The sequence below is a fragment of the Brevibacterium permense genome (assembly GCF_025506275.1).
Classification (GTDB): Bacteria; Actinomycetota; Actinomycetes; order Actinomycetales; family Brevibacteriaceae; genus Brevibacterium; species Brevibacterium permense_A.
Genome location: NZ_QYCP01000092.1, coordinates 130446 through 142714, shown reverse-complemented (window position 1 = coordinate 142714; position 12269 = coordinate 130446). Strand labels below are relative to the sequence as shown.

The following is a 12269-nucleotide window of genomic DNA, read 5'->3' as shown; positions in this document are numbered from 1 at the left end:
GGGACGATGATATCGACACGCTGTTCAAGGAGGATGACGCAATGGAGAAGATCGGCCTGCCCATGCCGGTGCTGAGAACTCCGACGGTCAACCCGGGCGAGGAGTTCACCGCTCACAATGAGGAGGCGCTGCTCGACACCTTCGATCGCCGCGCTCGCGACCTCCGCATCTCCCTCACCGACTTCTGCAATCTGCGCTGCACCTACTGCATGCCGGAAGAGGGCGTCGAGTTCATGTCTCGCGACTCCGCAATGTCCGGTGACGAGATCGTCCGCTTCGTCCGCATCGCTGTGGAGAAGTTCGGCGTCGACCAGGTCCGCTTCACCGGAGGCGAACCTCTCACCCGCAAGGACATCAACGAGATCATCGCCGGTGTCGCGGCACTGGAGCCGCGACCGAACATCGCACTGACGACGAACGCGATCGGTCTGGACAAACGCGCCGCGGGACTGAAAGCCGCGGGACTGGATCGCATCAACGTCTCTCTCGACACGATCGATCCGGAGACCTTCGCGACCATGACCCGGCGCCCGTTCCTCAAGCGTGTGCTCGAGGGCATCGACGGGGCGAAAGCCGCCGGTCTCAACCCTGTGAAGATCAACGCTGTGCTGCTGCCGGGGGTCAACGATGCACAGGCACCTGATCTTCTGCAGTGGTGTCTCGAACAGGATCTGAGCCTGCGGTTCATAGAACAGATGCCCCTGGATGCCGGACATTCGTGGGAGCGGACGTCGATGATCACCGCAGCCGACATCTTCGCCCTACTTGAGCCCCGATTCGTACTCACCCCGGATTCGGCCCCGCGGAACGGGGCCCCGGCCGAGAAGTTCCTCGTCGCTGATCGACGCCGACCCGATTCGATCCTCGGCACTGTCGGCATCATCGCTTCGGTCACGCGTCCCTTCTGCGCCGACTGCACTCGCACCCGCCTGACCGCGGAGGGACGTGTGCGCACCTGCCTGTTCTCTCGCACCGAGGTCGATCTGCTCACGGCGATGCGCGATGGCGCCTCCGACGAATCGATTGCGAACCTGTGGAAGGGTGCCCACTGGAAGAAGCTCGCCGGTCATGGGATGGACACGGATTCGTTCGAGCAGCCCCAACGACCCATGAGCGCCATCGGAGGATAAGTGCCTGCCATCACCGTTCGGTTCTTCGCCGCAGCCCGGGAGGCCTTCGGCGCCCGCGAATCACAGATCCGTGCCGGGTCCGTCGAAGAGCTCGTCACGACCCTCGCCGAGGCGGCCGCCCCCCAAGCCGCGACCGTGCTGTCGCGCTCGAGCTTCCTCGTCAATTCCGTGGCCGCCACCGACAAATCGGCACCCTTGGCCGAGGGTGACACCGTCGATGTCCTCCCGCCGTTCGCCGGCGGGTGAGACTCTGATCGGCGAGATCGGTTGAAGCCTCGTCAGCTCTGCTGCGGAGCCGGCTGTGACAGATAAGCGAGATATCCGCCGTTGACTGACGTCACCGCAATGCCGGTTGAACGCAGCTGCGCAGCGGTCCTCGCCGAGCGCACCCCCGACCGGCAGTACAGTGCTATCCCGTACGGCCGTGCGGAGCCGGCGTCAGAAATGGCGAATGTGTCCGCTGTGCCGGGAGTCGGCAACAGGCTGGGATCGGCGAGCAGCTCGTCCATCGGAATGTGAATGGCACCGGGAACCATCCCCGAGGCGACCTCATCGTGATCGCGGATGTCGACGAGCATGGAGTCGGCCTCGACGTCCGCCCAGGTGACGGTGGCCGGTCCCAGAGGGTCCTCCCCTGTGGTCGAGCCGGCTGTCCTCTCTGCGGTGTCGTCGTCGGTCTTGAGAGAGTCGAACGTGTGCTGGGCGTAGTCGCCGCGATGCTGCTCGAGGTCGGTGACCGGAGATCTGCCGGGGATCGGGCTGACCGGGACCGTCTCCCAGCTGGTGTCGAGGCTGCTGTGGATCGCCACGCTGTTGCAGAGCGGCGTGCCGATTCCGGTGAGCACCTTGATGGCCTCCATCGCCATGGCGGATCCGATGCTTCCGCACAGTGGTCCGAGGACTCCGGCGACCGAGCAGTCGGGCACACTGCCCGGAGCGGGAACTTCAGGATAGAGGTCGCGCAGGGTGGCGCCGCGTTCGGCATCGAAGACGGCGACCTGGCCGTCGAAGCCGAGGATCGTGCCCCAGACGAGAGGGATTCCGACAATCTCACAGGCATCATTGGCGAGGTAGCGGGTGGCGAAGTTGTCGCTGCCGTCGACGACGATGTCGACGCCTTCGAAGAGTTCGAGAGCGTTGTCCGGAGTGAGCAGCTGCGGAATCGTGCGGACCTCGATCGAGGAGTTGATCGCGTTCATCCGCTGCTGAACGGAATCGATCTTACGAGTGCCGATGGCCGCCTCGGTGTGGATGACCTGTCGATGCAGATTGCTCAGTTCGACGATATCGGGATCGACTACGGTGATCGTGCCGATACCCACGGCCGCGAGGTAGCTGAGAATCGGAGCGCCGAGTCCCCCGGCGCCGATGACGAGGACGTGTGAGTCGAGCAGCGCCGCTTGCGCGCTTTCGCCGAATCCGGACAGCCGGATCTGCCGTGCGTAGCGGGTCCGGTCGGCAGGGCTCAGGCGTGAAGTGGACATGCCCCCATCCTAATCCGACAGGGCGGACGGCATCAGGACTCGAGGTAGTCGACCGCCGTGCCTGCGCACGGTTCTGCTGAACCATGCGGGGTATCGGTACCCGGTGGGATTCTGATGATCACATCGGCCGAGGCGAAGTTCGGTAGTCTGGCCCGGTCAGCGGGGAGAATCTTCCCTGAATCGGTGAAGGTGCCGGGACGGAAAGTGACGGCGTTTCCGTGCGGGAGCAGGCCGGGGCCCGCGAGAATTCCCTTCCGCCATCTCTGCCGCAGAGTCCGACCCGTCAGCAGCGAGCCCGCGAAGAGGTGGAAGCCGACGAAGGCTCCCTGCGGCGTGCCGGGCAGATGGAGGAGCGGCAGTGCGCCGAAGCGTCCGAATCCCTGAGGCGATCCGGGTCGCATATCCAATCGGCGGAATGTCGAATGGTCGGGTTCCAGGACCTGACGGACGACTTCGAAGGCACCGGCGCTGATACCTCCGGTCGTCACCACGAGGTCGGCCTCGGTGCTCATCGCCATGAGCACACCGCGCAGCTCGTCGGCGTCGTCGCTGCACGTGGCTTCGATGGGTTCGGCACCGAAGCCGCGGACTGCGGCGGCGAGCATCGGCAGGTTCGAATTGAAGATCGAGGAGGCGGCCGCCTCGGTGCGGCTCTCACCTGTCTGGTCGGCCCCCTGGATTTCGTCCCCAGTGACGATCAGACCGATGCGGGGCCTGCGGACGACGTCGATCTCGGTGATGCCGAGCATCGCCAGCACGCCGACCCCGGCCGAGGTGATCCGCTCCCCCGCGGTCAGGACGATGTCGCCCCTGCTCATGTCCTCACCGATCAAGCGGATGTTCCACTCCGGAGGCACTGACTCGGGAAGGGAATCGATTCGGATTGCCACGGGAGCCGGCCCGGTCTGTCGGGCGTCTGTCAGCTCGACAGGGACGACCGCCTCGGCGCCGGTGGGAACGGGAGCACCTGTCATCACGCGCACTGCGCATCCCGTCTTCAGCGTGACGGCGGAACGTCCGGCGGGAGTGTCGCCGACGACTCGAATGGCATTGCCGTCGCGGGCGGAGTTCAGGGCGGCGCCGTCGAGGGCGAAGCCATCCATCGCCGAGGCGGCGAAGTCGGGCACCGATCGCGGAGCTCTGATGTCCGTTGGCGTGGTGCGCCCGACGGCGCTGCGTACCGGCGTCGTCTCGGTGTGGAGAATCGGTGCCAGTTCGGCGATGAGCTCGGAGTAGTCCTCTGGATCCAATGATGTCCTTCCCTCGCTCCGATCCTACTTGCGATTCGGCACGGCTGGGCCCGATGGTCCGGTGCGGCTCGGGCCGGGTTCGTCTACAGTGTGGAGCGTGGACACTGACCGAGCAGTAACCATCGAATCCTCGCAGTTGAAATCGCTCAGCTGGGAGGCCGCTGCGGCTGCTTCGCTGGCGGTCTCGGCGGTTGTGCTCTTCGGCCTGGGAACGACGTTTCCGCAGGTCCGCGCCTTCGGATACGCCCCGATGCTCGCGGCCCTGGTCATCGCGTGGAGTGTCAATCGGAGTTTCGCCAGAGACCTCAGCATCATCGCCGCCTGTCTCGCTCTCATCTCGGCGATATCGGTCGAAGCCGATATCTCGTGGTCGAACATCGCACGCATGGGCGTTGTGCTCTCCGCCGTCGTCATCGGCCCTTGGCTCGTGACTCGTCATGTGTTCGAGGACAAGACGATCCAGTTTCCGCTGCGTCGCGGCCAGCCCTGGTCGCGGCTGGAGTGGGCATGGCTGGTCTTCGTCGTTGTGGTCGCCTGGGCAGTGCTGCCGCAGTACTTCATGCGCACCGGGGTCTACCTCAACTGGCCTCCGCTGACGAACTGGTCGGAGATCATCCGTCTGTTCTTCGGGGTGAACGCCGTGGGCATCTGGGACGAACTGTTCTTCATCTGCACGGTCTTCGCGCTCCTGCGCAAACACTTCTCGTTCTGGACTGCGAACCTATTCACCACGATCATCTTCGTCTCGTTCCTCTGGGAGCTCGGCTACCGGTCGATCGGTCCGCTGCTGACGATCCCCTTCGCGCTCGTGCAGGCCTTCATCTTCACTCGCACGAAATCACTCCCTTATACGGTCTCGGTGCATCTGCTCTTCGACGCGTTCGTGTTCCTCACGATCGTCCACGCCCACCACCCTGACGCGCTGCCTATCTTCATCGGCGTCTGACTCGGGGGTCGAGTCCCACGCGCTCGCCGACGCTGTGCGGCGCTGTGCTCGCGATTTCCCCGGTCAGCGTCACCGTCCGTCGGCCGCACGGCCTCCTGTCGGTCGCACGGCCTCCCACTAGCAGCAATACACACCGTTGCTCCGGCACCCCTCATCCGTCCGACCACACCCTCGGGCTGCAATACGCTGAATCGACACTGCAGGTGAGGAAAGCCCGCCCGGAGACGCCGAAGGCCCCCGTGAGTCGGCGACTCACAGGGGCCTTGCGAGCTGGACTGACTATGCGCGCAGCGACTGAATCAGCGGATTCCGCGCAACAGCCCCAGCATCGGCTTCGTCAGCGTCAGCGCGAGGAGGCCGAGCACGACCGACGATCCGCCGACCGACAGCCAGTAGGGTGCCTGGTTGGCAGTGTCGAAGTACCCGCCGAGCACACCGGACAGTGCCGTACCGACGCCCGAGGCGAGGAAGAACACGGCGATCATCTGCGACTGGAAGACCTTCGGAGCGACCTTCGTCGAGAACGACAGGCCCACCGGCGAGATGAGCAGTTCACCGAAGACGAACACGGCCAGGGTCAGCGCCACCCACAGCAGCGGAGTCTCATTGGGACCGGCCTCAGCGAAAGGCAGGAACATGAGGAAGCCGATGCCGATGAGTACGAGAGACAGACCGGCCTTGACCGGTGTCGAGATCTGCTTGGGTCCGAGCTTCATCCACATCGTCGCGAACAGCGGGGCGAAGACGATGACGAAGAACGCAGGGATCAGCTGGATCCAGTTGATCGGCATCTCCCATCCGAAGATCGAACGGTTGAGCTGTGTATCCGAGTAGACGGTCAGAACGCCGAAGATCTGCTGGTACATCGACCAGAAGATGACCACGGTGATGAAGAAAGGGATATAGGCGAGGACGCGGGACCGCTCGTCGCCGTTCGTCTGCGGCGAGGTGTACATGACGATGAAGTAGCATGCGGCCGCACCGGCAGAGATTCCGGCGATCCACCAATCGAGGTTCTCCGGATTGACGATCTTCGTCATCCAGAGAATGACGGCGAGGAGAACGACGACAACGATGGCCACGATGAAGAGGTAGAGCTTGTTCTTCGGCAGCGGATTGACCGCGACGCGCGACTCCGGAGGCAGGTTCTTCCGGCCGGTGAGGTAGATGACGAGACCGAGGGCCATGCCGACCGCGGCGGCCCCGAATCCGTAGTGGAAGCCGATGTTCGACTGCAGCAGACCGGTGATGAGCGGTCCGAACAAGGCTCCGATGTTCACGCCCATGTAGAAGATGGTGAAGCCGGCGTCACGGCGTGGGTCCTTCTCTTCGTAGAGTTCGCCGACCAGTGCCGAGGCGTTCGCCTTGAGACCGCCCGAGCCGAGCGCGACGAGGATGAGGCCGACCGCCACTCCCCCGAAACCGGGGATGAACGCCAGGCAGATATGGCCGATCATGATGATGACTGCGGAGTAGAAGAGGACCTTTTCCGCTCCGGCGAGTCGGTCGGCGATCCAAGCGCCGAGGATCGTAGCGAGGAAGACGGCACCGCCGTACGCACCGACGATTCCCACGGCCGTACCCTGCTCCATCCCCATGCCGCCGTCGGTGACGCTGAAGTAGAGGTAGAGGGCGAGGATGCCATTCATACCGTAATAGGAGAATCGCTCCCACAGTTCCAGGCTGAACAGCTGCATGAGCGGCAGAGGGTGTCCGAAGAAGCGGGTATCGCTGCGGACGGCCTCGGTCGTCGAGGTGGTTGAAGACATTGTGTGCTTTCCGTAGTGGTGTGAGAGGCCACGATCCGTGGCGCATTTCACGATGGACCAGCGGACATCCTACTCTTCGGTCATGTCCCGGTCACACCTGGCAATGCCTGGGACGCGCCATCCCAAAAGGCGGAAAGATAGAGTGATTCAGATCTCTTCTTCGGCTCCGTTGACGCGCTGCCGTGACGGCTTGTCAGCGTTCCGATCGCCGCGCCTCCCGACGAACAGATTGAGGACACCGGCACATAGGACGATCGCCGAGGCGGCCACCGGGACGGCCATCGCCACGGCCGTTCCCTGATCCTCGGCGAGGATTCCGTTGATCGCCGAGGACACCGATTGGCCGACGATGATCGCCGACCCTGCCATCGACATCACCGTCGCCGAACGACCGAGCGGCGCACGTTCGGCGGCGAGGCTGAAGAGGGTGACGAGGCTCGGGCCGATTCCCGTGCCCATGAGCAGCAGAGCCATGACGATGATCGGCATCGATTCCGTCGACGCGAGGATGACCGATCCCGCCACCAGAACCGGCGCGAAACACAGCAGCCTCGCCCACAGCGCGAATGCCGAGGGAAACAGCGCCACCGAGATCGCCAGCACTGCAGAGCCGATGCCCATGACTCCGTAGATGAGACCGGCTTCCTCCGGTCGGCCGATGTCGTTGGTCAGCGCGGTGAGGGCGGTGAGGGTGGAGCCGAACACCATTCCGACGCCGAAGACGCCGAGGATGATGACGAAGACACCGGCGGTGAACATGTCCTTGGCCGGAGCACGCTCGCCGAGCCTGCTCGATGTCCCCGTCGAACGCGCCCGACCCGTCGGATGGAGTGCAAAGGCGGAGACGAAGACGAGCGTCATCACGATCGCCCCGATGATGGGTGCGACCGGGGTGAAGAACGTCGCCAAGAGTCCGACCAGGAAGGGTCCGAAGACGAAGATGACCTCATCGGCAGCGGATTCGTAGGCCATCGTGGCATTGAGCACCTTCGGCCGCCTCGCCAAGGGCAGCACAGACATGACGATGTCGACGATGCGTGACCGCGACATCGGCGCGACCTGTGGTGAGGTGGCACCGATCGCAAAGGCTGCGATGAACACGACGAAATCCGGCAGCGGGCTGAAGACGACCCACGCCATGAAGGTCAGCGCCAGGCAGTTGAGGATCCCGGCGATGAGCAGAACGTAGCGCTGACCCCACCGGTCGGCGGCCGCCCCGATGAAGGATCCGAACAGAGCCGTGCCCAAGCCGACCATGGCGGAATTGATCCCGCCCAAGCTGAGCGATCCGCGGCCGGCCACAACGAGGGTGAGCACCCCGACGACGATCATGGCGAATGGCATGCGGGCGACGAAGGCGATCGGGAAATAGCTGCGCCCGACGGCCGAGAACAGAGTCGGTGAGGACTGCTGCACGGTGGTGCGCCGAGCCGAGGCGGGTATGTCGTTGTCTGTCATATCAATCCAGTTTCTGCTCCCGCTCGTCCGGGAGGTCGTGCCGCCGTGGTGACCTGGATCAAATCACTCGGTAGGTGCACGCTGTTGGTCTGAGTAAGTCGAACCGAAGGGTTCACCTTCAGGCTACTGTGTTTGGCGATCCGATTCGAGTGTCAGTGCACCAAGCGAAGTTGAGTTTGATCACCGTGGCACGGACCTCATTCCCATCCGCGACTCAGAAAGAACGCAGATCGGTCTGCGAGGATGACGGCTATGAACTTCTTGTCTCGCGTCATCGTCAACGCCTGTGCGATCTGGGTGGCGGCCTGGATCCTGCCGGGTGTGACGATCACAGGGAACCGGGTCGTCGAGGAGCAGGCCGGAGCCATTCCGGCGATGATCATCTCCTACCTCGTCATCGGCCTCATCTTCGGGTTGGCGAACGCTTTCATCAAACCGATCCTCAGCTTCGTCTCGGCTCCGATCACGTGTCTGACCCTGGGACTGTTCTCCATCGTCATCAACGCGATCATGTTGGCGCTGACGAGTTGGCTCAGCGGGTTCACCCCGTTCGAGTTCACCATCGATTCGTTCTTCTTCTCTGCCATCTTCGCTGCGATCATCGTCTCGATCGTCTCGACTCTGCTCGGTTGGCTGGTCCCGGAGCGAAGCGCCGAACACGACCGGAGATGAGCAAACTCCTCTACGCGATGTAGACTGTTGCTGAGAGTCAGCTGACCACCAGAAACATCGCCGGAGGAGACCATGTCCGATATCGCCGCCCCGAAGAGAACCCGCAATTCAGCATCGTTCGCCGATGTCATCGTCTTCGTCTTCGCCTTCGCTCTGTTCGTGTTCGGACTCTACCTCTTCGGAGCCTCATTCTCCTCACCTGAGGGAACCGAATTCTGGGTCTTCTGGGGTGGTCTGCTCGCGTCGTGCTTCGCATTCCTCGTGCCTATCCTCTACCGCTGGGCACGCGACTCCCGCCGCTGATCTCCAGCACGGCTCAAGATAAGGGCCGCTGCGCTGATGCGCAGCGGCCCTTCATCGATTCACCGGCTTTCCTCGCGCCTTGTCACGTGCCGAATCACCGGTCGATTCGCCGGTGACAGAAATCCAAGATCGCCGAGGCGGCTTCCTCCGAGCGCTCATAGTGCACGAGGTGGCCCACCCTGCCCAATTCCACGAATTCGACGTCGGGGAGCTTCTCCACGAATGCGCGGGTCGGTCCGATCGGGGCGATGGCGTCCTGATCGCCGGCGATGACGAGCGTGGGCATACTCAGGTGGTCGGCCACCTCGGTGACGGTGTGCGCGACGGACGTCGTGAAGGCCTCTGACAGGGACGTGCGGTCGGCGAACGACGAGAAGTGCCGCAGATGCTGATCATGGATGTACGAACGCAGGCCGGGATCGCGAGTCGTGGCCATGGCCACGCTCATGGCGCGGACGATCACGGGGCTGCTCAGCAGGGAGCGGCCGACTCGCTCGGGCAGCCGCGCGCCGAGGGCGTAATAGGCGCGGGTGACCGCGGTGAGGAAACGTGCGGGCCCTTCGAGGGCGGGGCTGGTGATCGGATTGATGAGCACGAGCTCGTCGACGACGTCCCGGTGGGAGGCCGCTAGGTGGCTGACCAGGATCGACCCGAAGGAGTGCCCCACCAGGATCGGTGTCACGCCCCGTTGCCTGCCCACCTCGGCGCGTAGAGCGAGGAGATGATCGACGAAGGCAGAGAGCGACGAACCCGAATCCAGCGGGGCAGTGAGACCGAACCCGGGCAGGTCGGGCACGACCACCTCACGGTCAAAGATGCTGCCGGCGATGAGGTCCATTCCATGATGGTCCCCACGGAAGCCATGCACCATCAGCAGCGGACGCCGGCGCCGGTCACCCGGATAGACCCACGCGGCCGTGCGGTGTGAGTCCAGCCGGATGTCGGCCCGCTGTGATTCTCGTATCCGCACCTCAGTCGGTTTCGGCGGTGTGCAGTCGACTCACGGCGCGTCGGGGCACGATCACGACCGGAACGGGCAGGACACGCAGCAGACGGCGAGCCCTCGCACCGATCGCGACCTTGCCTCCGTGGCCCAAGCGGCTCGATCCGATGTAGGCGAGTTCGCCGGGCTGCCAGTCGATGGTCTCGGCGGCCTCTTCGATATCGGCTCCGGCCTTGGTTCTCACCGTCGCGCGGCCAGAAGCCAGCATCTCCGAAGCGTCGTCGGCCAGCACCGCTCCCCCGTACTGTTCGGCGAATTCGGTGATCTCGGCGACCTCGTCGTCATAGAGTCCGTCGTTCTCGATCAGGGACAGCAGTCTGAGATCGACTCCGAGGCCGACAGCCGATTCGACGGCCGCTCCGATGAGTGACGAAGCACCTGGGCGAGCCCCGTAGAGTGCGGTCACCCGCGAGATCGGCCCGATATCGGATCTGCCCGACGGGGCGAGCACGACGGGCACCGTCGACGAATGCAGCAGCGACGAAGCGACCGTGCCGATGCGCAGTTGCCGCATCAGTGTGGTGGCCCGTGCACCGATGATGATGCCCAGTGCGCCTTCCTGCTCGGCGACCTCCATGAGGCCCTTGGCTTCGTTCGCGGCGATGTGGATGCAGCCTCTGGCGCGGATGTCATCGGGGATGAGTGCCAGGGCTTCGTCCAGCCAATCGTCGATCTGCTGGGCCACGATCCCGGCCCCGTCCTTGGGCACGGCGCTGCCGGCGAGAACCGTCGATGATTCCGGACGGACGATGGTGACCACGAGCTCGACGTCGATGGACCGCGCGATCGAAATGGCCAGTGAGATCGCATCCCGACCCCTATCCGTGGCGATGTATCCGACGACCAGACGTCTGGTGGTGGCGGTCTCTGACATCCTCAACTCCTCAAGCTGCGCGTCCGACTGATGCACGTCTCCCCTGATTCTACGTCGGCCCAGACTGCGCTTCGACCAACAGTTTTCACGCACCGTCTTTCTCTCCCGAACAGACGAAGTGAAAATATCTGAGAAAATAATGAACAAAACTCCCACACGCAATGAAAGCTGTGCTAAATTCGGCAGTGCAATTACGGATTCGCAGACACCAACCTGATTGCACCTTGACAATAGCGGACGTTGACGCCGTCCCCACGAGATCCACGACCATGAAAGGAGAGCAGTTACGATGATGAATTTTCTTACAGGCCTTGACCTTCGGACGCCTTGGCATGAATACGCTGCCTGCCCGATTGGCGGACAAGGACTCGTCGGCTGACACAGCCGTCTCCTACGTCTTTTCCACCGGTTGGCTTCCGGCCACCGTTGTCCTCTGAGCCACCGGTTGCCTGATATCCGGCATTCTTCACGCCTGGTTTATGTCCAGTATCACTTTCTGCATCCCTGCGGTGCATAGCACCGTCAGTTGCCGAACCTGATCCGGCCGCTTCACGCCGACATCATTGAGTTCGCTCCGATCTGCTGCATTCGCGAGTGCGCCGTACCACCCGGCGCCTTCCGCTGTGCAGCCGACCAGTTCGGATTCATCGCCTATCGTATTCCGTTGCCATCTCAGTGAATCTGTCATTTCAATGACCTGTTGACATATTGGCAATTAGCCGCCTTTGTCATATCCACCCTTGTGCGGGCGATTCATCGTCATTGTCACGGCTTTTTCGGCAACTTTTATCTGACCATCATTCCGGGATATCGCCTGCCCATTTGCGGATATCCCCTGCCCGAAAACCACGAGGAAGAATTGTGTCCACCACATTCCCATTCACCTATCCACGACGCTGGGCCCTGAGCACCGGAATGAAGCTCATCCGGTGGGCGCGCCGCCCAGCCCCAACACCCGAATCCCGCCGCCTGAAGGCTGCCCGTCGTCAGCAGGCTCGTCTGCGCGAACACGCTCGCGAGCAGCGCGTACGAGAACTGCGCGAGCGGGATATCGTGCGCTACCTCAGCCAGGTCCGGCCGTTCATCTGATCCACCGCGGAGAATCCTCGGCGGATAGCTGACTCGCCGCTGCCCGAGTTCATCGGACTCGGGCTGCGGGGCCGTCCCCGATCAGTGCCTGAACACGGGGTTCCAGTATTCCCGCCCTTGTGGCGAGCGTCACTCTCCGCCGATTTGGTCTCTCACCCACACGTGGGTAGTATTGATCAGGCAAGCGGGGGTATGGCGCAGTTGGTAGCGCGTCTCCATGGCATGGAGAAGGTCAGGGGTTCGAATCCCCTTACCTCCACCGCTGAAGGGGCGGGGATCCAAACAAGGATC

The 12269-nt window shown here is 63.3% G+C and carries 13 protein-coding genes and 1 tRNA gene; 7 read left to right on the top strand and 7 right to left on the bottom strand.

Annotated features, from left to right (window positions below; all coding sequences use genetic code 11):
• Positions 1-41: 41 nt before the first annotated feature.
• Positions 42-1130 carry a GTP 3',8-cyclase MoaA gene (moaA, locus tag D3I60_RS13890; RefSeq protein ID WP_262776871.1) on the top strand — a complete coding sequence of 363 codons (1089 nt, stop codon included), beginning with the start codon at positions 42-44 and terminating at the stop codon, positions 1128-1130.
• Entirely contained in the window at positions 1131-1376 is a 246-nt protein-coding gene (locus D3I60_RS13885; RefSeq protein WP_262776870.1) for a MoaD/ThiS family protein, read from the top strand.
• A gap of 32 nt (positions 1377-1408) precedes the next feature.
• Here D3I60_RS13885 and D3I60_RS13880 read toward each other — a convergent pair whose 3' ends face one another.
• Both D3I60_RS13880 and D3I60_RS13875 read right to left on the bottom strand, forming a co-directional pair.
• Entirely contained in the window at positions 1409-2614 is a 1206-nt protein-coding gene (locus D3I60_RS13880) for a ThiF family adenylyltransferase (RefSeq protein ID WP_262776869.1), read from the bottom strand.
• A gap of 32 nt (positions 2615-2646) precedes the next feature.
• Entirely contained in the window at positions 2647-3864 is a 1218-nt protein-coding gene (locus D3I60_RS13875; protein ID WP_262776868.1) for a molybdopterin molybdotransferase MoeA, read from the bottom strand.
• Between the two features lie 97 nt (positions 3865-3961).
• Here D3I60_RS13875 and D3I60_RS13870 point away from each other — a divergent pair, with 97 nt between their 5' ends.
• Entirely contained in the window at positions 3962-4810 is an 849-nt protein-coding gene (locus D3I60_RS13870; protein ID WP_262776867.1) for a CPBP family intramembrane glutamic endopeptidase, read from the top strand.
• A 299-nt stretch (positions 4811-5109) separates the two neighbouring features.
• Here D3I60_RS13870 and D3I60_RS13865 read toward each other — a convergent pair whose 3' ends face one another.
• Together D3I60_RS13865 and D3I60_RS13860 are read right to left on the bottom strand one after the other, a co-directional pair.
• Positions 5110-6579, bottom strand: a complete 1470-nt coding sequence (locus D3I60_RS13865; protein WP_262776866.1) for a peptide MFS transporter — start codon at positions 6577-6579, stop codon at positions 5110-5112.
• A gap of 147 nt (positions 6580-6726) precedes the next feature.
• The gene (locus D3I60_RS13860) at positions 6727-8037 is read right to left on the bottom strand and encodes an MFS transporter (protein WP_262776865.1); all 1311 of its coding nucleotides are present in this window, start codon (positions 8035-8037) and stop codon (positions 6727-6729) included.
• 252 nt (positions 8038-8289) lie between these two features.
• Here D3I60_RS13860 and D3I60_RS13855 point away from each other — a divergent pair, with 252 nt between their 5' ends.
• A complete protein-coding gene (locus tag D3I60_RS13855; protein WP_262776864.1) occupies positions 8290-8709 on the top strand; it encodes a phage holin family protein in 420 nt (139 codons plus the stop codon).
• Positions 8710-8781: 72 nt separating this feature from the next.
• Positions 8782-9012 (top strand): hypothetical protein, encoded by a 231-nt coding sequence (locus tag D3I60_RS13850; protein ID WP_139467084.1) that lies wholly within the window; start codon positions 8782-8784, stop codon positions 9010-9012.
• 94 nt (positions 9013-9106) lie between these two features.
• Here the strand turns inward: D3I60_RS13850 and D3I60_RS13845 are convergent, their stop codons facing one another.
• From D3I60_RS13845 to D3I60_RS13835, 3 genes are all read right to left on the bottom strand, one after another.
• The gene (locus tag D3I60_RS13845) at positions 9107-9982 is read right to left on the bottom strand and encodes an alpha/beta fold hydrolase (protein WP_262776863.1); all 876 of its coding nucleotides are present in this window, start codon (positions 9980-9982) and stop codon (positions 9107-9109) included.
• Between the two features lies 1 nt (position 9983).
• Positions 9984-10889 carry a universal stress protein gene (locus D3I60_RS13840; RefSeq protein WP_262776862.1) on the bottom strand — a complete coding sequence of 302 codons (906 nt, stop codon included), beginning with the start codon at positions 10887-10889 and terminating at the stop codon, positions 9984-9986.
• 466 nt (positions 10890-11355) lie between these two features.
• Positions 11356-11577: a hypothetical protein gene (locus D3I60_RS13835; protein ID WP_262776861.1), complete on the bottom strand. Its 222-nt coding sequence runs from the start codon at positions 11575-11577 to the stop codon at positions 11356-11358.
• A gap of 173 nt (positions 11578-11750) precedes the next feature.
• Between D3I60_RS13835 and D3I60_RS13830 the strand changes: the two genes are divergently transcribed.
• The gene (locus D3I60_RS13830) at positions 11751-11978 is read left to right on the top strand and encodes a hypothetical protein (protein ID WP_262776860.1); all 228 of its coding nucleotides are present in this window, start codon (positions 11751-11753) and stop codon (positions 11976-11978) included.
• Positions 11979-12164: 186 nt separating this feature from the next.
• Positions 12165-12237, top strand: a tRNA-Ala gene (locus tag D3I60_RS13825).
• Positions 12238-12269 lie beyond the last annotated feature (32 nt).